The sequence below is a fragment of the Actinosynnema sp. NPDC020468 genome (assembly GCF_040642015.1).
Classification (GTDB): Bacteria; Actinomycetota; Actinomycetes; order Mycobacteriales; family Pseudonocardiaceae; genus Actinosynnema.
This window is the reverse complement of the sequence record NZ_JBFAEO010000013.1, coordinates 128,260-148,832: the sequence shown is the minus strand read 5'-3', so window position 1 is coordinate 148,832 and position 20,573 is coordinate 128,260. Positions and strand designations below refer to the sequence as shown.

General features: G+C 71.9%; 16 protein-coding genes. 8 read left to right on the top strand and 8 right to left on the bottom strand.

The genetic code is table 11. The annotated features are described in order from the left end of the window. Positions 1–324 carry a hypothetical protein gene (locus AB0G50_RS12580; protein WP_360106128.1) on the top strand — a complete coding sequence of 108 codons (324 nt, stop codon included), beginning with the start codon at positions 1–3 and terminating at the stop codon, positions 322–324. 96 nt (positions 325–420) lie between these two features. Here AB0G50_RS12580 and AB0G50_RS12575 read toward each other — a convergent pair whose 3' ends face one another. From AB0G50_RS12575 to AB0G50_RS12565, 3 genes are all read right to left on the bottom strand, one after another. Continuing rightward, positions 421–1,029, bottom strand: a complete 609-nt coding sequence (locus tag AB0G50_RS12575; protein WP_360106125.1) for a rhomboid-like protein — start codon at positions 1,027–1,029, stop codon at positions 421–423. A 25-nt stretch (positions 1,030–1,054) separates the two neighbouring features. Further along, complete coding sequence (gene gndA / locus AB0G50_RS12570) at positions 1,055–2,494, bottom strand: NADP-dependent phosphogluconate dehydrogenase (RefSeq protein ID WP_360106122.1); 1,440 nt, start codon at positions 2,492–2,494, stop codon at positions 1,055–1,057. A gap of 444 nt (positions 2,495–2,938) precedes the next feature. Further along, positions 2,939–3,526: a LysE family translocator gene (locus AB0G50_RS12565; protein WP_360106119.1), complete on the bottom strand. Its 588-nt coding sequence runs from the start codon at positions 3,524–3,526 to the stop codon at positions 2,939–2,941. A 59-nt stretch (positions 3,527–3,585) separates the two neighbouring features. Between AB0G50_RS12565 and AB0G50_RS12560 the strand changes: the two genes are divergently transcribed. Next, entirely contained in the window at positions 3,586–4,104 is a 519-nt protein-coding gene (locus AB0G50_RS12560; RefSeq protein WP_360106116.1) for an Lrp/AsnC family transcriptional regulator, read from the top strand. Next, the gene (locus AB0G50_RS12555) at positions 4,101–5,477 is read left to right on the top strand and encodes a pyridoxal-dependent decarboxylase (RefSeq protein ID WP_360106113.1); all 1,377 of its coding nucleotides are present in this window, start codon (positions 4,101–4,103) and stop codon (positions 5,475–5,477) included. Before AB0G50_RS12560 ends, AB0G50_RS12555 begins: the two co-directional genes overlap by 4 nt. Here AB0G50_RS12555 and tesB read toward each other — a convergent pair. Continuing rightward, entirely contained in the window at positions 5,474–6,400 is a 927-nt protein-coding gene (gene tesB, locus AB0G50_RS12550) for an acyl-CoA thioesterase II (RefSeq protein ID WP_360106110.1), read from the bottom strand. The two genes, AB0G50_RS12555 and tesB, sit on opposite strands and share 4 nt — an antisense overlap. 8 nt (positions 6,401–6,408) lie before the next feature. Further along, complete coding sequence (pyk, locus tag AB0G50_RS12545; RefSeq protein ID WP_360106107.1) at positions 6,409–7,833, bottom strand: pyruvate kinase; 1,425 nt, start codon at positions 7,831–7,833, stop codon at positions 6,409–6,411. Between the two features lie 82 nt (positions 7,834–7,915). On the opposite strand from pyk, the gene AB0G50_RS12540 reads away from it, so the two are divergent. Next, positions 7,916–8,257 (top strand): VanZ family protein, encoded by a 342-nt coding sequence (locus AB0G50_RS12540; RefSeq protein ID WP_360106104.1) that lies wholly within the window; start codon positions 7,916–7,918, stop codon positions 8,255–8,257. Here the strand turns inward: AB0G50_RS12540 and AB0G50_RS12535 are convergent. Further along, a complete protein-coding gene (locus tag AB0G50_RS12535; protein WP_360106101.1) occupies positions 8,232–8,888 on the bottom strand; it encodes a DUF2461 domain-containing protein in 657 nt (218 codons plus the stop codon). The two genes, AB0G50_RS12540 and AB0G50_RS12535, sit on opposite strands and share 26 nt — an antisense overlap. A 61-nt stretch (positions 8,889–8,949) precedes the next feature. Between AB0G50_RS12535 and AB0G50_RS12530 the strand changes: the two genes are divergently transcribed. From AB0G50_RS12530 to AB0G50_RS12515, 4 genes are all read left to right on the top strand, one after another. Next, entirely contained in the window at positions 8,950–10,860 is a 1,911-nt protein-coding gene (locus AB0G50_RS12530; protein ID WP_360106098.1) for a helicase-associated domain-containing protein, read from the top strand. A gap of 10 nt (positions 10,861–10,870) precedes the next feature. Continuing rightward, positions 10,871–11,650, top strand: coding sequence for a maleylpyruvate isomerase family mycothiol-dependent enzyme (locus AB0G50_RS12525; protein WP_360106095.1), 780 nt, complete (start codon positions 10,871–10,873; stop codon positions 11,648–11,650). A gap of 135 nt (positions 11,651–11,785) precedes the next feature. Continuing rightward, positions 11,786–12,481: a DUF6313 family protein gene (locus tag AB0G50_RS12520; RefSeq protein ID WP_360106092.1), complete on the top strand. Its 696-nt coding sequence runs from the start codon at positions 11,786–11,788 to the stop codon at positions 12,479–12,481. Beyond that, positions 12,474–14,222: a substrate-binding domain-containing protein gene (locus tag AB0G50_RS12515; protein WP_360106089.1), complete on the top strand. Its 1,749-nt coding sequence runs from the start codon at positions 12,474–12,476 to the stop codon at positions 14,220–14,222. Before AB0G50_RS12520 ends, AB0G50_RS12515 begins: the two co-directional genes overlap by 8 nt. A 135-nt stretch (positions 14,223–14,357) precedes the next feature. Here the strand turns inward: AB0G50_RS12515 and AB0G50_RS12510 are convergent, their stop codons facing one another. After that, positions 14,358–15,863, bottom strand: a complete 1,506-nt coding sequence (locus AB0G50_RS12510) for a glutamate synthase subunit beta (RefSeq protein WP_360106087.1) — start codon at positions 15,861–15,863, stop codon at positions 14,358–14,360. Further along, the gene (gene gltB, locus AB0G50_RS12505) at positions 15,856–20,394 is read right to left on the bottom strand and encodes a glutamate synthase large subunit (RefSeq protein WP_360106084.1); all 4,539 of its coding nucleotides are present in this window, start codon (positions 20,392–20,394) and stop codon (positions 15,856–15,858) included. Before gltB ends, AB0G50_RS12510 begins: the two co-directional genes overlap by 8 nt. Positions 20,395–20,573 lie beyond the last annotated feature (179 nt).

The window sequence follows — 20,573 nt, the reverse complement described above, 5'->3', positions numbered from 1 at the left end:
GTGTCGATCACGGTCTTCAACCAGCTCGACAAGTCGCTGCACGAGCACCTGTCCTCGCTGGTACGCCTGGCATCGACGGCGGACGACGAGACGGCGCTCGAACTGGCCCGCTCGGAACTGCCGAGAGTGGTGGCGGTGGTGAAAGCGCTCCTGGACGAACACCAACCCGACGACCACGGCCGCTGTCCGACCTGCCGCACCCGGTGGTGGACGCGCAGGCGCCCTTCACCGTGCCGCGCCTACCTCGGCGCGCAACTCTGCTTGACAGTGGTCTCGACCACCAAAACCAGGGCGGACCACAAACACCTGAAAAGGGCTGGGTAACCCTTTCAGGTGAATAATCCGGGACCTCCGGTCAGTTCTCCGACCGGACACCGGGAGTTGTCCGGCGGGTCACCCGGAAATCACCGATCCGGCACCTCATACCGACGAGTACACCCGGCGATACGCCACCACGCCACCCGCCACACCGAGAACCACCGCGCACAGGTGCCCGATCGACCCGAAATCGGGAACCCAGCCGAACCACTCGGCGTCGACCAGCGGATACCCCGCCAGGAGCGCCAACCACGGCCCGCGCAGCACCCCGGGCACCAGCACGGTCACCGCGCCCGCCGCCGAGAACGCCACGTAGCTGATCCCGACGTCCTCCACCCGGCTGAGGTCGACCCCGTACACGCCCGAGGCGATCACCGACGCCGCCACCACCGTGGCGCCCACGTGACCCACCAGCACCACCGCCGCCGCCCGCCACGCGCCGACGGCCCGTTCGAGCGCGCCCAGGCACACCGCCAACCCGGCCGCCGCGACCAGCGTGAAGACCACGCCGTCGTCGGTGGCGAGCACGAAGGCGCTGCCCAGCAGCGCGTTCACCGGGTGGTCGCCCAGGTTGTGGAGGTTGGTGCTCAGCGATTCCCGCACCTGCGCGGACATCCCGTCCGCGAACACGAAACCCATCAGGACGGCGAGCCCCGTCACGACCAGCAGGTAGCCGGCCGTGACGGGGTACCGCCGAAGCAACTCGCGCACCCGGACAGGATCGGGCGGGGTGGGCTCAGGCGTCCACCTGGGAGCGGTCACCCGACCACAAAGTGTGGAAGCTGCCGTCCCGATCGGTGCGCCGGTAGGTGTGCGCGCCGAAGAAGTCGCGCAGACCCTGGATCAGCGACGCCGGCAGCCGCTCGGACCGCAGGCCGTCGTAGTACGCGAGCGCGGACACGAAGCCGGGCGCGGGCACACCGGCCGACACGGCCTTCACCACGACCCGCCGCCACGCCTGCTCGGCCTGCGCCACGGCGTCCCGGAAGTAGTCGTCCACCAGCAGCGACGCCAGGTCCGGGTGCTTGTCGTACGCCTCGCGGATCCGGTCGAGGAACCGGGCCCGGATGATGCACCCGCCGCGCCAGATCGTGGCCATCGCGCCGAGGTCGAGGTCCCACCCGTACTCGGCCGACGCCGCCCGCATCTGGTCGAAGCCCTGCGCGTACGCGACGACCTTGGACGCGTAGAGCGCCTGCCGCACCTCGTCCACCAGGTCCGCGTCCGGCGAGGCCTGCACGTCCCCGGGCCCGAACGCCTCCCGCACCGCCGCCCGCTGCTCGACCCGCCCGGACAGCGACCGCGCGAACACCGCCTCCGCGATGCCGGTCACCGGCACGCCCAGCTCCAGCGCCTCCTGCACCGTCCAGCGCCCGGTGCCCTTCTGCTCGGCCGCGTCGGCGATCACGTCGACCAGCGCGGAGCCGGTCGTCGCGTCGACGTGGCCCAGCACCTCGGCGGTGATCTCCACCAGGTAGGACTCCAGGTCGCCGGAGTTCCAGCCGCGGAACACGTCGGCGATCTCGGCCGGCGACTGCCCGCCGATCCGGTGCAGCAGGTCGTAGGCCTCGGCGATGAGCTGCATGTCGGCGTACTCGATGCCGTTGTGCACCATCTTCACGAAGTGCCCGGCGCCGTCCGGCCCGACGTGCACCGCGCACGGCACCCCGTCGACCTTCGCCGCGATCGCCTCCAGCACCGGGCCGAGGTGCTCGTAGGACTCCTTCGACCCGCCGGGCATGATCGACGGCCCGTTGAGCGCGCCCTCCTCGCCGCCGGAGATCCCGGTGCCGACGAAGTGCAAACCCCGCTCCCGCAACGCCGCCTCGCGACGTCGGGTGTCGGCGTAGTGCGCGTTGCCGCCGTCGATGACCATGTCCCCCTCGTCCAGCAACGGCACGAGTTCGTCGATGACGGCGTCGGTGGGCGCGCCGGCCTTGACCATGATGATGATCTGCCGCGGCGTCTGGAGGCTCGCGACGAGTTGGTCGAGGGTGTCGGCCGGGACGAACTCGCCCTCGTGGCCGTGCTCCTCGATCAACGCCTTGGTGCGGGCGGAACTGCGGTTGTGCACGGCTACGCGGAAACCGTGCCGGGCGAGGTTGCGCGCCAGGTTGCTGCCCATGACGGCGAGCCCGGTGACGGCGATCCGCGCGGGGGCCTCGGAGGTGGTCATCTGCACAGCCTGCCTCGGAATCGACGGCCACGCACGTGTCACCTGCCCCTCATTTCGACGGCCTCCGAGGTACTCCGCGTCGCCGCGCCGACGGACGTGACCCACCCCACCCGCACCGCCCGGACGAGGCGGGCACCGGGCACGCCGACCCGCGCTCGGAGATCGACACCCGGCAGCCGGACGAGGCAGCCGGACGAAGGGCACCCGCGCGCCGACGAGCCGGCCACGACCCACCCGCGACCCGCCGTTCGAGCAGCCCGCCGGAAGGCACGGCCCCGCGCCGGCGAACACCGGAAGTCCACGCCGCTCGCACCCGCGGCACCGCGGGCCGAGCCGACCACCCGCCCGAGCGTCCCGCCGCGCTCCCGGATCAGCGCATCGCTGGATTGTTGAACGACACGACAATCGGACAATCCGGCGATCCCACAACTCGACAATCCGAGGTCAGATCGCCAGGACGGAGGCGGCCATGCCCAGGAGGGCGGTGCCGCAGACCCGTTCGAAGACCTTGCGGATCGGGGGGCGGGACAGGACTCGGCCCAGGGTGCCGGCCAGCGGGACGACCAGGGACCAGAAGAGCACGAAGACGCCCACCGCCACCCCCGACAGCAGCACCGCCTGGCCGAACGGCGGCGCGGCCGGGTCCATCGCCTGGGGGATGAGCGACAGGAACGTCAGCATCACCTTGGGGTTCAACAGGTCGCACAGCACCCCGCGCCAGTACACCGACCCCCGGACCACCACCGGACCACCCCGCGAAGCCCGGAACGCCTGCACCCCCAGCCACCCCAGGTACAGCGCCCCCACGACCTTGACCCCCAGCAAGGCCGCCGGGAACGCCGTCACCAGCGCCGACACCCCCACCGACGCCAGGCACGCGTGCACCAGCAACCCGGTCACCACCCCGGCCGCGGCCAGGTACCCGACCCGCACCCCGCGCACCGCGCACGACGTCACCAGCACGAAATCCGGACCGGGCACCACGGTGATCACCACGAGCGCGATCAGGAAGGAAGACCAAGCGATGTGCACGGCGAGACGACATCACCGCGGTTCGGCCCGACGCCACCTCCCACCTACGCTGTTCGGCTATGCAGCGAACAGCCGAACTGGATTCGATCGACTGGCGCATCCTGGAGGAGTTGCAGAACGACGCCACCCTCCAGAACAAGGCCCTCGCGGACAAGCTCGACATCGCCCCGAGCACCTGCCTGCAACGCGTCAAGCGCCTCCGCGACCTGAGGGTGATCACGGGGTTCCACGCCGTGGTCGACCCGAGGACCGCGGGTCTGCCGCTCGAGGCCGTCGTCGCGGTGAACGTCCGCCCGCACACCCGCCCGGTGGTCGCCTCGTTCCGCGCGTTCGTCATGGCCCAACCCGAAACCCGCAGCATCTTCCACGTCAGCGGCCAGGCGGACTTCCTCGTGCACATCGCCGTCGAGGACAGCACCCACCTCCAGGCGTTCCTGGTGGACAAGATCGCCTCCCGCACCGAGGTCCGGAACCTGACCAGCTCGGTCGTCCTCGAACGGGTGGAGACGCGCGCGCTGACCCCGCCCCAGGACCGCCGCCCGACGCACCGCCGACGACGGCCTACCGTGCAGCCATGAAGCCTGACGAGTTCCGCCGAGTCGGCCACGAGGTGATCGACTGGATCGCCGACTACCGCGAGCGCATCGAGACCTTCCCGGTGCTCTCCCCGGTCGCGCCCGGCTGGGTCCGCGACCACCTCGCGCCGCTGCCCGAACAGCCGGAGCACGGCTTCGACGGCCTGCTGCACGACCTGGACACCGTCGTCCTCCCCGGCACGACGCACTGGCAGCACCCGTCGTTCTTCGCCTACTTCCCGTCGAACGCGTCCCTGCCGTCGGTCCTCGGCGACCTGCTCTCGACGGGCCTGGGCGTCCAGGGCATGCTCTGGGCCACCTCGCCCGCCGCGACCGAACTCGAGCAGCACCTGATGGCCGAGTTGGCCAAGGCGATGGCCCTGCCCGACCACTTCGAGGGCGTCATCCAGGACACCGCCTCCTCGGCCGCCCTCGTCGCCGTCCTCACCGCCCTGCACCGCCACGGCGACGACTGGCGCAACAAGGGCGTGCGGGGCGACGAGGTCGTCTACGTCTCCGGTCAGACCCACTCGTCGCTGGCCAAGGCGACCCGGATCGTCGGCCTGGGCGAGGACAACCTGCGCTCGATCGAGGTCGACCCGGACACCCTCGCGATGAACGCCGACGCGCTCGCGGCCCAGGTCGCGCGGGACCGGGCGGACGGCCTGCGCCCGATCCTGGTGTGCGCCTCCATCGGCACCACGAGCACCGGCGCGGTCGACCCGGTCGAGGCCATCGCCGACCTGTGCGCGGCCGAGGACCTCTGGCTGCACGTCGACGCCGCCTGGGCCGGACCCGCGGCCCTGCTCCCCGAGCACCGCCACCTGTTCGCGGGCGTCGAGCGCGCGGACTCCTTCGGCGCCAACGCCCACAAGTGGCTGCTGACCGCCTTCGACCTGTCCCTGTACTGGACCGCCCACCCGGACACCCTGGTCCAGGCGCTGACGATCCTGCCCGAGTACCTGCGCAACGACGCCACCGAGTCCGGCGCGGTGGTCGACTTCCGGGACTGGCAGGTGCCGCTGGGCCGCCGCTTCCGCGCGCTCAAGCTGTGGGCGGTGGTCCGCTGGTACGGCCTGGAGGGCCTGCGTCAGCACCTGCGCGGCCACATCGCCCTGGCCGAGGCGCTGGAGGCGAAGGTCGAGCACAGCCGGGACTGGCTGACGGCCGCGCCGAGGTCACTGGCCCTGCTCACGATCCGGCACCGCGACGGCGACCAGGCCACCCGCGACGCGCTGCTCCGGATCAACGCGAGCGGCGAGGCCTACGTGACCCACACGGTCGTCAACGGCCACTTCGCGATCCGGGTCGCGATCGGCTCGGAAACCACCGAGGCGCGCCACGTCGACGCCCTGTGGAACCGGTTGGAGGCCTAGCGCAGCACCCGCAGGAGCCCTTCCTGCACCACCGTCGCCACCAGCGACCCGTCGGACGCGAAGAAGCGGCCCGTGGCCAGGCCACGGGCACCCGACGCGGAGGGCGAGGCGCAGTCGTAGAGGAACCACTCGTCGGCCCGGAACCGCCGGTGGAACCACATCGCGTGGTCCAGCGACGCGCCGAGCACCTTGTCCGTGCCCCAGTACACGCCGTGGCGCACCAACACGGAGTCCAGCAGCGTCAGGTCGGACGCGTACGCCAGCACGCACACGTGCAGCAGGTCGTCGTCCGGCAGCTTCCCGTCGGCCCGCATCCACACCTGGCTGCGCGCCTCGCCCGGGCCGTCCTCGCGCGCCCGCCACGGCGGCTCGGTCACGTACCGGATGTCGATGGGCCGCGGCAGCCGCGCCATGCCGACCTTCTCCAGGTACCCGGCGGCGGACTCGGCGTAGGTGGGCAGCGACGTGGGCGCCGGCACGTCCGGCATCGGCTCGGCGTGGTCCATCCCGGGCTCGTCCAGCTGGAACGACGCGGACAGCGCGAAGATCGCCTTGCCGTGCTGGATCGCGACCACCCGTCGGGTGGTGAACGACCGCCCGTCGCGAATCCGGTCGACTTCGTACACGATCGGGACCGACGGATCACCGCCGCGGATGAAGTACGAGTGCAGCGAGTGCACGTGCCGCTCCGGCGGAACGGTCCGCCCGGCGGCCACCAGCGCCTGCCCGGCGACCTGGCCGCCGAACACCCGCACCGGCGACTCGGCCGGTGACACGCCGCGGAAGATGTTCTCCTCGATGCGCTCGAGGTCGAGCAGTCCTACGAGCCGGTCGAGCACGGGCTGCCCGTGCGGTACGCCGTCGGTGTCCAAGGGGACGTCCGAGAAGCTCTCGGCCGCGGCGGCACGGGCAGCCTCTGTCACGTCAGCTCCTACGCGTGGTCTTCCTCTCCGAGCCGGTGCACCCGGATGAGGTTGGTCGAACCGATGGTGCCAGGCGGAGAGCCTGCCACGACGACCATCAGGTCACCCGGCTGGTACCGGCCGATCGACAGCATCGACAGGTCCACCTGGCGGACCATCTCGTCCGTCGAGTCCACCTTAGGCACGAGGAACGTCTCGGTGCCCCACGTGAGAGCAAGCTGACTGCGCACCGACGGCTCGGGCGTGAACGCCAGCAGCGGCAGGTGCGTGTGCAGCCGGGCCAACCGGCGCACCGTGTCACCGGACTGGGTGAACGCGACCAGCGCCTTGGCGTTGAGCCGCTCGCCGATGTCCCGCGCCGCGTACGAGATCACGCCGCGCTTGGTGCGCGGCACGTGCGTCAGCGGCGGCGCCACCACGGACTCGGTCTCGACGGCCTGGATGATCCGGCCCATCACCTTGACCGACTCGATCGCGTACCGGCCGACGGACGTCTCGCCCGACAGCATCAGCGCGTCCGCGCCGTCCAGCACCGCGTTCGCCACGTCGGAGGTCTCCGCGCGGGTCGGACGCGAGTTGGTGATCATCGAGTCGAGCATCTGGGTCGCCACGATGACCGGCTTGGCGTTCTCGCGGGCGATCTGCACCGCGCGCTTCTGCACCAGCGGGACGTGCTCGAGCGGCAGCTCGACGCCGAGGTCGCCGCGCGCGACCATCACGCCGTCGAACGCCAGCACGATGGCCTCGAGGTTGTCCACCGCCTCGGGCTTCTCGATCTTGGCGATGACCGGCTTGCGGCCGTGGCCGACCCGGTCCATCACCTGGTGCACCAGGTCGATGTCGGCGGGCGAGCGCACGAACGACAGGGCGATGAAGTCCACGCCCAGGTTGAGCGCGAACTCCAGGTCCTCGATGTCCTTCTCGGACAGCGCCGGCACGGAGACGTCCATGCCCGGCAGGGAGAGGCCCTTGTTGTTCGACACGGGGCCACCCTCGGTGACCTCGCAGACCACGTCCGGGCCGTCGACCTCGGTGACGATCAGGCCGACCTTGCCGTCGTCCACCAGCAGGCGGTCGCCCGCCTTGGCGTCGTGGGCGAGCTGCTTGTACGTCGTGGACACGCGGTCGTGGGTGCCCTCCACGTCTTCGACGGTCACCCGGACGGTGTCGCCGGTGCGCCACTCGACGGGACCGTGCGCGAACCGGCCGAGCCGGATCTTGGGGCCCTGGAGGTCGGCGAGGATGCCCACCGCCCGGCCCGACGCGTCGGCCGCCGCGCGGACGAGGTCGTAGACCTGCTTGTGGTCGGCATGGCTGCCGTGGCTGAAGTTCATCCGGGCCACGTCCATACCCGCTGCCACCAGCTCGCGGACCTTGTCCTCGGTCGCGGTGGCGGGGCCCATCGTACAGACGATCTTCGCGCGTCGACTCACGTGACGAGAGCGTAGTACGTCTCACTGGACCGATCAGGATGTACCCGGAAGTAATCTCCCCGAACCAGGGAGAATCGAGGTCGTGAGCGTGAAAATCCTCCCGTTCGTGGCCGCCGGGTTGCTGAGCGTCATCGTGCTGTTCATGCCTCAGTCAGGTGTGCCGAGCTCGTGGCCGGGCACCGACAAGGTCGTGCACCTGACCCTGTTCGCCCTGCTCGCGGCCACCGGGCTGTACGCCGGGTTCGACCGGTGGCGGCTGGCCGCGGCCCTGGTCGGCTACGCCGCGGTGTCCGAAGTGCTGCAAGCGCTGCTGACCGCACTCGGGCGCAGCGGCGACGTCCTGGACGGGCTGACCGACGTGGTCGGCGTCGTCGTCGGACTCGTGGTGTTCCGGGCGATCAGCGGCGGAATCCGGTCTCGCTGAGTCCGATGTGGTCGGCGCACCAGTCCACGAACGGCGTCACCTGGCTCCACGCCGCGCGCACCCGGTCCAGGCAGGCGGGTTCGTGCAGCACGTCGTCCGGCGGCCACACCTTGACCACGAACAACCGCCGGTGCTTGAGCAGCTCGATGCGCTCGTGGTCGGGCGCGTACCCCTTGGGTGCGCGCTTGAGCCGGTCGCCGCGCACCTCCCAGCCCTGCTCGCCCAACTTCCCGAGCAACCCGGCCAGCGCCTCGCCGCGCACCGGGTCCGCGACCGACTCGCGGTACCGGGCGAGCTGGTCCGGCGCCATCGCGAACGACCCGCCGCCGACGAACAGGCCCTCGGAGCCGATCTGCACGTAGTGCGCGCCACCGCCGCGGCCGAGTTCGACCACGCCGCCGCAATGGTCCTTATAGGGGGTCTTGTCCTTGCTGAACCGCACATCGCGGTAGGGCCGGAAGACCTTTCCCTTGCCGAACTCCGCCTCCAGCGCGCCGAGCAGCGCTTCCATCGGCGCGCGCACGTCCGACAGGTACACGTGCTTCTGGTCGTCCCAGTAGGCCTTCGAGTTGTCCACCGCCAGGCCGTCGAAGAAGTCGATGGCGTACTCGCCGAAGCCGGTGAATTCCACGGCGGACAGCTTACGTTCGGCCTCACGCAAGTCATTCGCCAGGTTGTGGATAATCGGGTGAGTGGCGAGGAAATCGGCGTTGGCGACGTGGCTGGGCGAACTCGACGCCTCGCAGGTGCGCGACGTCCTCACCCGGCGCCGGGACGCCGCGGACTCGCACCCGAGGTCGTTGCGGGGCCTGGCCGACGAGCTGGCCACGTCCGCGTCCCTCAAGCTGGCTTGCGAAGAACTGGACAGGGGTTGCCGCGACGTGCTCGACGCGGTGATCCACCTCGGCGACGACGCGACACCCGACACGCTGGCGGAACGCTTGCGCTGCACGGGAAAGGCCTCGCGCGGCGATCTGAAGCGGGCGTTGGCCGTGCTGCGCGAGCGCGCGCTGGTGTGGTCGGCGGGCGACGCGCTCAAAACCGTGCCGGGACAACGGCCGACCGGCGACCCGCGCCGCGTCACGCCCGCGCCGCGCGCGCCCCGCCGGGTCCCGGTCGAACCGGACCTCGTGGAGCACGCCGCCGTGCGACCGGCCACCGCGGTGGTCGACGGCGTCACCCGGTTGGTCGACTTCTGCGACGCGCACGAGGTCGGCGCCGGCACCCGCGGCCTCAAGCGGGTCGCGAAGGCGCTGCGGGTGGACGAGATCCGCGCCTGCCTGTACCTGCGGCTGGCCTACCAGACCGGGCTGCTCGCCGTGGAGGAGCACGAGCGCCGGGTGCTGCCCACCACCGCCTCGGACGCGTGGCGCGCCGCCCAGCCCGCCGTGCGACTGGCCGCGCTGGTGCGCGCCTGGCCCCGGATCACCCGGGTCACCGGGCGGGTGGAGGAGGTCGGCGAGCGCTGCCGCCGCGACGTGCTCGAGCGGTACGCCGAGTTGGCGCCCGGCGAGGCGTTCGAGCACCGCGACGAGGTGGTCAACGAGCTGGTCTGGACGCGGCCGGCGGCGCACTGCGCGCTGTCGACGGAGGCCGTGGTCGAGGAGGCGGAGGCGCTGGGCCTGGTCGCGCTGGGCGCGCTGACGTCGTTGGGCGCGGCCGTGCTGGCGGGCGAGGAGGCCGAGGTGGCCGCGCGGTTCGTGCCGCGGGCCGCGACGACCGCGCACCTGCGCCCCGACCTCACCGCCACCGTGCGCGGACTGCCCACCCGCGAGCTGAGCGCCGTGCTGGACCTGTGCGCGGACGGCGCCGAGGGCGGTTGGCAGTTCACCCCGCAGAGCGTGCGCCGGGCGCTGGACACCGGGCGCGGTCCGGACGCGCTGCTCGTCGAGTTGGCCGCGGTGGCCGAGCACGGCGTGCCGCGGGCGGTCGAGCAGCTGGTGCGGGACGTGGCCAAGCGGCACGGGCAGGTCACCGTCACCGCGGTCGCCTGCTGCGTGCGCGCCGAGGACCCCGCGCTGCTCGCCGAGATCGCCACCCGGCCGAGCCTCGCCGCGCTCGGCCTGCGGACGCTCGCGCCGACCGTGCTGGCGTCGGCGAAACCGGCGGCGGAGACGTTGGCGCTGCTGCGCGACGCGGGGTACGCGCCGACCGCGGCCACCGCCGACGGCGTGCCGCTGCTCGACCGGGTCACCCGCCGCCGGCTCGAGCCGCCCGTGCGCCGGAGCGCGCCGTGGCGCGGCTGGCGGCTGCCGCTGACCGACCAGGAGCTCAACCGGCTGGCGGTGTCGCTGGTCGAGCGCGAGCGGCCGCGGCCCCGGTTCGTGCCGCCGGTGGCCGAGTCGCGGCGGATGAGCGCGGTGCGGTTGCTGCGCGACCAGTCCCTGGTGCTGCGCGACGCCGAGGTCGTGCTGCTGGCCGAGGCGCTGGTGACCAGGACGACGGTGGAGATCGACGTCGCCAACGGGCCGCGGACCAGCAGCAAGCACGTCGTCACCCCCGTGGAGCACGCGGCCGGGAACCTGCTGGCCAACCTGGAGCCGCGCGGCGACCGCCGGGAGTTCCTCGTCAGCCACATCCGGTCGGTGCGCGAGATTCGCTAGGGTCGACGCCATGACCGAACTCGTGTTCGAACGCCACGTCGCCGAGATCGTCACCCAGACCGAGCTCCTGCTGTCCACTGTGGACGGAGCCGACCTCGACCTCCCGGTGCCCTCCTGTCCGGAGTGGACACTCGGTCGGTTGTTGCACCACATCGGCGCGGGGCACCGCTGGGCCGCGCGGATCGTCCGGTCCCGCGCCTCCGCGCCGCTGCCCGACAGCGACCTGCGCGAGGGCGCGTCCGTGGGCCCGGACTACGCCGAACGGTTGCGCGAGGGCGCCTGGTCGTTCCGCGACACGCTGCTGGCAGCCGGTCCCGACGCGCGGGTGTGGATCGTGGACGGCAGCGGCGGCACCCCCTTCTGGGCGCGCCGGTTCTGCCACGAGACCGTGGTGCACCGCGCGGACGCCACCCTCGCCGTCGGCGCGGAGTTCGAGGCGGAGCGGGAGGTGCTGGTCGACACGCTCGCCGAGTGGATGGACCTGATCGCGCTGCCCGTGCACATGACCACCGACCCGGCCAAGAAGGCCCTGCTGGCACCCGGTCGCACGCTGCACTTCCACGCCACCGACGTCGACGGGCCGGACGCCGAGTGGACCGTGGACCTCACCCGGGGCGACCGCGTCCACACCCGTCGGGGCCACGAGAAGGCCGCCGTCGCCGTCCGCGGTCCCGTCGAGGACCTGGTGATGGCCCTCTACGGCCGGTCCGCACCCGACGGCTCCCGGGTCGAGGTCCACGGCGACGGCGACCTCCTCGACCTGTGGCTCAGGACGGTCCGGTTCCGCTGACCCCCGGCCGGGCGGCTCGCTCGGGTTCGGCGGACCAGGGCGGAGGGGTCCACCCGGGTCGAGCGGCTGATCCGTTCGAGTGCCCGGCGTTCGGCGCGCTTGTCGGGCACTCGGCGGCGCCGTTACGGTGCCGGCGTGACGGGGGTCGGGACCCCTTCCGGGTCGGGTCCGGGTGCGAACCCGGGCGCGAGACCGGTGTGGGGCGAATCCACGCGAAGACGAGCGCGCCGCTGGTGGCGCGGGCGCAACCGGCTGGACGGGATTCCGTACTGGCTGGTGACGCAGGGCTGGAAGCTGATCGCGGGCATGGTGCTGCTGTTCGTGGTGAACGGCCTGCTGACCGGCTTCGCGACGGCGTACGACGTCGTGTCGCAGATCAGCAGCCCGTTCGCGGTGGACCGGGCGGACCGCTGGTGGAAGGAACTGCCCGCCCTCCTGCTGTCGGTGTCCGGCTGGCTGATCGTGACGGGCTTCGCCGGCGCCGTCGCCGGTTACGTGGTGGTCGAGGCCACGACGAACCGGCGGGCCCGGCGCGAGGGCAAGGCGGGTCGGCTGGCGACCAGGGGCATCCCGCTGCTGGAGTCCCTGCAATACCACCGCCACGGCCACGAGGTGCCGCCGTACTTCGCGTTCAAGTTCGCCGACTGGCACGGCATGAACTGGCCCGCCGCCCAGAACCACTGGGAGCAGATGGTCGAGGAGTACCTGGAGACCAACGCCTTCGACCGCCGCCAGGGCCCGGACGGCGTGATCCGCACCGCCGTCACCACCGCCGCGTACCTGCTGGACGGACTCCCGGACGTCTGCCCGAGGTGTGTCCCCGATGGCTGAGCGGCCGCGCGACCTCACCGACGTCAGTCGGGCGTTGCTGCGCAAGGTGTACCCGAACGCCGATGCCCGCTGGCTGGAGCAGCAGGTCCACCTCGCCGAGGAGCGGGCCCGGTTCGGCGGTCTGGTGGAGGACCACCCGCCACCGTCGTTCGTGGACGCGGCGGCGCCACCCCGCCGTCCACTGTGGACACCGCTGGCCGGTGTGCTCGTGGTGGCCGCCGCGGTGCTGCTGGTCGTGGCCGTGCTGTGGTTCCGGGAGTGGATCGCGGAGTCCGTGGTCGACGGCTACGGGCAGTTGGCGATGGGTGGCGGGGCGGTGGCGGCGTTGGTGATCGCGGTCGTCACCCGGGTCCGGGCCAGTGGCGAGCGGGTGCTGTCGTTCCGGGTGCGGTTGGACAGCGCGGTCGAGACGGGGTCGGCCCGGGCCGGGACGCCCGTGCTGCTGCACACCGGCGGGCAGGCGGTGGTGGATCCGAGCCTGGTCGTCGTGCGGGTGAAGAACACCGGCGGGCAGGAGATCGAGCCGGACGACTACGTGAACCCGTTGTCGCTGGTGTTCCCCGGTCGGCGGATCCTGCACATCGAGGTGACCGACTCCGAGCCGCAGGAACTGGCCTCGCTGGTGCCGAAGCAGCCCGGGTACGCGCTCGACCGGGAACGCGTGACGCTGCCCCGGGTGCGACTGCGCCGGAACGCGGCGTTCAAGCTCGTCCTCTACCTGTCGGGCAAGGGAACCGGGCCGGCGCGGTCGGAGGGTCGGCTGCGCGACGGCCGCATCGTGACCGGCGAGACCGACCGCCGGCTGCGACCGGCGACCCTGGCGTGGTCGGGCACGGCGATCCTGCTGGCGGGCGTGCTCGGCGCGTCCCTCCTGCTGGCCTCGACGCGCCCGGCGGAGTTGGAGTGCGCGAACGGCCCGCTGACCCTGGACGGCTCGACCGCGTTCCGCCCGGTGGCCACCCGCCTGGCCGGCGCCTACGAGGCGTACTGCCCCCGCGCGTCGATCACCTTGACCGGACAGGGGAGCGTCACCGGCCTGGAGCACCTGAAGGCCGACACCTCGGGCTCCCTGCTGGTCGTCTCCGACGGCCGCCTGACCACCGACCCGAACCTCCACCCGACCGCCCTGGCCGTGATCCCGTTCGCGATCGTGGTGAACAAGGACGGACCGGTGGGGACCTTGAGGACCGGCGAGGTCCGGCAGATCTTCGAGGGCGACATGACCAACTGGCAACAGCTCCACGCGGGCGGAGACAGCCAGATCCACGTGGTCACCAGGGCGCCGGGCTCCGGCACCAGGAAGGCGTTGGAGAGCCGCCTGCTGGTCAAGCAGACCACCAGGACCTCCACCGACTGCCGAACCCGCGACGACCACTCCACCGACGGCCCGGTGGTCTGCGAACTGGCCTCGACCGCGGCGGTGATCGCCGCGGTGGCCGCCGACCCGAACGCCATCGGCTACACCGACATCTCGGCGGCGAAGGAGGAGGACCGGGTCCAGGCGATCCCGGTCGACAACGCCGGCCCCACCCCCACCGAGGAGATCCCCCTGCGCCGGATCACCTCGGGCTACAAGTTCTGGGCGGTGGAACAGGTCTACACGAAGGGCACCCCACCGCCGAACTCGCCCGCGTCCGCCTTCATCGCCTACCTGACCAGCGAGGAGGCCGCCAACTCGATGCGCGTCTTCCAGTACATCCCCTGCCGGGACAAGGACGCCGCGCCTCTCTGCTCCCGCTGACCCCCGCCGCCACGGGTGTCGGGTCGAGGGATTGTTGGACAACACGACGATCGAACAACCGGACGAGGGAGCAAGGGAACACCGCAGCCGCCCTCGCGGAGCGCCCGCGGGGCGGCTGTCGGGTGGATCGAGTGGTCAGACCACGGCCAGCGGGAGCTGGTTCGGGATCACCGGGGACGGGAGGTCGGAGCTGCCGGTCAGGTAGCGGTCGACCGCGTTCGCGACCGAACGGCCCTCGGCGATGGCCCACACCACCAGCGAGGCGCCCCGGTGGGCGTCACCGCACACGAAGACGCCGGGCGAGCGGGTTTGCCAGTCCGAACCGCAGCCGATGGTCCCGCGCGCCGTCAACTCGATGCCCAGGTCGTCCAGCAGGCGCATCCGCTCCACGCCCTCGAAGCCGATCGCCAGCAGCACCAGGTCCGCCGGCAGCACCTCGACCTCCTCCGAGGTCGGCACCACCGCCCGCCGGCCCGAGGCGTCCCGCTCCACCCGCACCTTGCGCAGCTGGATGTGCCGCACGTGCCCGGCCGAGTCGCCGACGAACTTCTCCACCGCCACCGCGAACTTCCGCTCCCCCGCCTCCTCGTGCGCGGGGTAGGTGCGCAGGATCCACGGCCACACCGGCCAGGGCGACCGCGAGTCGTCCCGCGCCGACGGCGGCTGCGGGTACTGGTCCAGTTGCAGCACCGAGGCCGCGCCCTGGCGGGACGCCGTGCCGAAGCAGTCGGCGCCCGTGTCACCGCCGCCGATGATCACCACGTGCTTGCCCGCCGCGTCCACCGCGGGAGCGCCGTCGCCCTCGCACGCCCGGTTCGCCGGCACGAGGTGCTCCATCGCCAGGTGGATCCCGTCCAGCGACCGCCCCGGCGTCGTGGTGTCGTCACGACCGCGCAACGCCCCGACCGCCAGCACCACCGCGTCGAACGACGACCGCAGCTCCTCGACCGTCAGGTCGACCCCGACCTCGCACCCGGTCACGAACCGCGTGCCCTCCTTGCGCAGCTGCGCGAGCCGCCGGTCGAGGACCTTCTTCTCCATCTTGAACTCGGGGATCCCGTACCGCAGCAACCCGCCGAGCCGGTCGTCCCGCTCGAACACCGTCACCGCGTGCCCGGCCCGCGTCAACTGCTGCGCCGCCGCCAACCCGGCCGGACCGGACCCGACCACGGCCACCCGCCGACCCGACGACACCTGGGCCTGGGTCGGCCGCACGTAGCCCTGTTCCCACGACGTGTCGGCGATCGCCTGCTCGACCCGCTTGATCGCCACCGCGCCACCGCTCAGCGGCGAGATCGCCAGCACGCAGGCCGCCTCGCAGGGCGCGGGGCACAGCCGGCCGGTGAACTCGGGGAAGTTGTTGGTGGCGTGCAGGCGGTCCGACGCCTGCTCCCAGTCGCCCCGGCGCACCAGGTCGTTCCACTCCGGGATCAGGTTGCCGAGCGGGCACCCGGCGGAACCCGAGTGGCAGAACGGGATGCCGCAGTCCATGCACCGGGTCGCCTGCTCGCGGACCTGGTTCGACCGCTCCTCGGCGGGGAGGTCGGCGTACACCTCGTCCCAGTCCGCCAACCGCTCGGTCGCCGGACGCTTCCTGCCGTCCGCACGCGAGTGCTTGAGAAAACCCGACGGGTCAGCCACGGGAGGCCTCCATGATCGCCTGGTCGACGTCCCTGCCTTCCGCGCGTGCGAGCCTCATCGCCTCGAGCACGCGCTGGTAGTCACCGGGCATGACCTTGGTGAACGACGCGGACCGGCGCGGCCAGTCGCCGAGCAGCGACGCCGCCACGGCCGATCCGGTGTGCCGGTGGTGGTGCTCGACGACCTCGCGCAGCCAGCGGAGGTCCTCGGCACCGGGGCGCTGCAACTCGACCTGCGCCCGGTTCACCGAGGCGGGGTCGAGGTCCAGCACGTACGCGATGCCGCCCGACATGCCGGCCGCGAGGTTGCGGCCGGTCGGGCCGAGCACGACCGCGCGCCCGCCCGTCATGTACTCGAAGGCGTGGTCACCCACGCCCTCCGACACCGCCAGCGCGCCCGAGTTGCGCACGCAGAAGCGCTCGCCGACCCGTCCGCGCAGGAAGATCTCACCGCCGGTGGCGCCGTAGCCGATCACGTTGCCCGCGATGACCTGCCGCTCGGCGGCGAACGGCGCGTCGGGGTGCGGTCGCACCACGATCCGCCCGCCGGACAAGCCCTTGCCCACGTAGTCGTTGGCGTCGCCGACCATGTCCAGCGTGATGCCGCGCGGCAGGAACGCGCCGAGCGACTGGCCGGCCGACCCGGTGAACGTCACGTGGATCGTGTCGTCGGGCAGTCCGTCACCGCCGAACCGCCGCGTCACCTCCGCGCCGAGCAGCGTGCCGACGGTCCGGTTCACGTTGCGCAGCGGCAGTTCCAGCCGCACCGGGTGCGCGTCCTCCAACGCGGCCTCGGCGAGCTGGATGAGCGTGCGGTCCAGTGCCCGCGCCAAACCGTGGTCCTGGTCGCGTACCCGCCTCTTCGCCGTCCGGTACGGGGTTTCCGGCACCTCGAACACCGGCGAGAGGTCGAGCCCGGCGGCCTTCCAGTGCTCGATGGCGCGGTTGGTCTCCAGCAGCTCGGCGTGCCCGACGGCCTCGTCGATCGTGCGGAAACCCAGTGCCGCCAGGTGTTCCCGGACCTCCTGCGCGACGAAGTGGAAGAAGTTCACCACGTGGTCGGCCTGTCCGGTGTACCGCTTGCGCAGCTCGGGGTTCTGCGTCGCCACGCCCACCGGGCAGGTGTCCAGGTGGCACACCCGCATCATCACGCAACCGGCCACGATCAGCGGCGCGGTGGCGAAGCCGAACTCCTCGGCGCCCAGCAGCGCGGCGACCACGACGTCCCGCCCGGTCCGCAGCGCGCCGTCGACCTGTACCGTGATCCGATCGCGCAAACCGTTGAGCAGCAACGTCTGCTGCGTCTCGGCGAGCCCGATCTCCCACGGCGTGCCGGCGTGCTTGAGCGAGTTGAGCGGCGACGCGCCGGTGCCTCCGTCGTGCCCGGACACCAGCACGACATCCGCGTGCGCCTTGGCCACACCCGCCGCGACCGTGCCGACGCCGACCTCGCTGACCAGCTTCACGTGCACGCGGGCCTGCTCGTTGGCGTTCTTCAGGTCGTGGATCAGCTGCGCCAGGTCCTCGATCGAGTAGATGTCGTGGTGCGGCGGCGGCGAGATGAGCCCGACGCCGGGCGTCGAGTGCCGGGTGCGCGCGATCCACGGGTACACCTTGTAGCCGGGCAACTGCCCGCCCTCACCGGGTTTCGCGCCCTGCGCCATCTTGATCTGGATGTCGCTGGCGTTGACCAGGTACTCGCTCGTCACGCCGAACCGGCCGGACGCGACCTGCTTGACCGCGCTGCGCCGCTCCGGGTCGTAGAGCCGCTCCGGGTCCTCGCCGCCCTCGCCGCTGTTGGACCGGCCGCCGAGCCGGTTCATCGCGATGGCCAGGGTTTCGTGCGCCTCGGCCGAGATCGAGCCGTAGGACATCGCGCCCGTGTTGAACCGCTTGACGATCGACGCCACGGGTTCGACCTCGTCGATCGGCACCGGCGCCCGGTCCGCGGTGCGCAGCGTGAACAGCCCGCGCAGCGTCCCGCCCTGCCGGGCGAGGCTCTCCACCTCTTCGGTGTACTTGCGGTACACGTCCTCGCGGCCGGTCTTCGTCGCGTGCTGGAGCAGGAACACGGTTTCCGGCGAGAACAGGTGCAGTTCGCCCTCGCGCCGGTAGGAGTACTCGCCGCCGACCTCCAGCCGCCGGTGCACGCGGTCGGTCGGGTTCTCCGGATGCGCGCGCCGGTGCCGCAGCGCGACCTCCTCGGCCAGCACCTCGAGCCCCGCGCCGCCGAGCTTGGACACGGTGCCGGTGAAGTACTCGTCCAGCAACGCCTTCGACAACCCGACGGCCTCGAACACCTGCGCCGCCGTGTACGCGCCGACGGTCGAGATGCCCATCTTCGACATGATCTTCAACGTGCCCTTGACCAGGGCCGTCACGTAGTTGCGGATCGCCTTGCGCGGCTCGATGCCGGTGATCGCGCCCTGGCTGATCAGGTCCTCGATCGTCTCGAACGCCAGGTACGGGTTCACCGCCGCCGCGCCGTAGCCCAGCAGCGCCGCGATGTGGTGCACCTCGCGGGCGTCGCCGGTTTCCACCACCAGCGCGACGCGCAGCCGTTCCTTGGTGCGCACCAGGTGGTGGTGCACCGCGCCGACCATCAGCAACGACGGGATCGGGGCCATCCGGTGGTCCGAGTCGCGGTCGGACAGCACCAGGATCCGCGCGCCGGCCGCGATCGCCTCGGACGCCTCCCGGCGCACCCGCTCGACGGCCGCCGCCAGCGCGTCCCCGCCACCGTCCACCTCGTACAGTCCACTGAGGACGGTGCAGGAGAACCCGGGCAGGTCGCCGTCGTCGTTGATGTGGATGAGCTTGGCCAGCTCGTCGTTGTCGATCACCGGGTAGCCGAGCTTGATGTGCCGGCAGCTCGCCGGGTTGGGCTCCAGCAGGTTCTGCTCCGGGCCCATGACCCGGCTCACCGAGGTGACGATCTCCTCGCGGATCGCGTCCAGCGGCGGGTTCGTCACCTGCGCGAACGACTGCACGAAGTAGTCGTAGAGCAGCCGGGACCGCTGCGACAGCGCGGCGACCGGGGTGTCGGTGCCCATCGAGCCCAGCGGCTCCGCGCCGAACGTCGCCATCGGCGACAGCAGGATCCGCAGCTCCTCCTCGGTGTAGCCGAAGGTCAGCTGCCGGCGCACGACGCTCGCGTGGCTCTGCACCACGTGCTCGCGGTCGGCCAGGTCCCGCAGGTCGAGCAGGCCCGCGTGCAGCCACTCGTCGTACGGGTGGTCGTCGGCGAGCGCGGCCTTCACCTCGTCGTCCTCGACCAGCCGACCCTCGACCGTGTCGATCAGGAACATCTTCCCGGGCTGCAACCGGCCCTTGGCCACCACGCGCTCGGCGGGCAGGTCGAGCACGCCGGTCTCCGAGGCCAGCACGACGCGGTCGTCGTCGGTGCGCCACCAGCGCGCGGGCCGCAGCCCGTTGCGGTCCAGCACCGCGCCGACCAGCGAGCCGTCGGTGAACGTGACGCACGCCGGGCCGTCCCACGGCTCCATGAGGCTCGCGTGGAACTCGTAGAACGCGCGCCGGCCGGGGTCCATCGAGACGTGGTTCTCCCAAGCCTCCGGGATCATCATCATCACCGCGTGCGGCAGGCTCCGGCCGCCCAGGTGCAGCAGTTCCAGCACCTCGTCGAAGCTCGCCGAGTCCGAGCCCTCGGGGTGGCAGATCGGGAACAACCTGGTCAGGTCACCCGGGATCAGGTCACTGGCGAGCAGCGCCTCGCGGGCGCGCATCCGGTTCCGGTTGCCACGCACCGTGTTGATCTCGCCGTTGTGCGCGACGAACCGGAACGGGTGCGCGAGCGGCCACGACGGGAAGGTGTTGGTGGAGAAGCGCGAGTGCACCAGCGCGATCGCGCTGGCCAGCCGCTCGTCGCGCAGGTCGGTGAAGAACGCGGGCAGCTGGCCGGTGGTCAGCATTCCCTTGTAGACCACGGTGCGCGCGCTCAGGCTCGGGAAGTACGCGCCGACGCCCGCGGTCACCGTCTCGTGCTCGGCGCGCTTGCGCAGCCCGAACGTCAGCCGGTCCAGCTCGACGCCGGTCGCGCCGCCCGGGTCGGTCACGAACAGCATCGCGAAGTGCGGCATCACCGACCGGGCCGTGGGACCGACGTCGGCGTGCTCCGGGTCGACCGGCACCGCGCGCCACCCGAGGACCGTCAGGCCCTCCTCGTCCGCGATGCGCTCCACGAGCGCGACGGCTTTGTCCCGCTCGGCCTCGTCCGCGGGCAGGAACGCGATGCCCGCCGCGTAACCGCCCGCTCCGGGCAGCTCGAACGGCACGACCTCGCGCAGGAACGCGTCGGGCAGCTGGAGCAGGATGCCCGCGCCGTCGCCGCTGGTCGGTTCGGCGCCGGCCGCGCCGCGGTGTTCGAGGTTGGCGAGCGCGGTCAGCGCGTCCACCACGATCGAGTGGGACCGCCGGCCCTTGACGTCGGCCACCATGGCCACACCGCACGCGTCGCGTTCCGCGGTCGGGTCGTAGAGCCCCTGCGGGGACGGGATGGCGGAGAAGATCACTGCGCAGACCTCCTTCGTCGTCCTTCGAGGAGAACGAGTCTCGTGTCCAGTTCCTGGAATCCGGCTTCTGGGCACGGGACGACGGTGGCCCGCGTGTTGACGCGACTTTAACAGCCGCGAAACCGGGGCACACCATCCAACGGGTGATCCCGGCCGTGGACGCGTAACGATTCAGGCCG

Excerpts from the sequence above, each read along its gene's own strand:
- gndA (WP_360106122.1), bottom strand. The coding sequence starts at position 2,494 with ATGACCACCTCCGAGGCCCCCGCGCGGATCGCCGTCACCGGGCTCGCC.
- AB0G50_RS12560 (WP_360106116.1), top strand. The coding sequence starts at position 3,586 with ATGCAGCGAACAGCCGAACTGGATTCGATCGACTGGCGCATCCTGGAG.
- AB0G50_RS12555 (WP_360106113.1), top strand. The coding sequence starts at position 4,101 with ATGAAGCCTGACGAGTTCCGCCGAGTCGGCCACGAGGTGATCGACTGG.
- AB0G50_RS12525 (WP_360106095.1), top strand. The coding sequence starts at position 10,871 with ATGACCGAACTCGTGTTCGAACGCCACGTCGCCGAGATCGTCACCCAG.
- AB0G50_RS12515 (WP_360106089.1), top strand. The coding sequence starts at position 12,474 with ATGGCTGAGCGGCCGCGCGACCTCACCGACGTCAGTCGGGCGTTGCTG.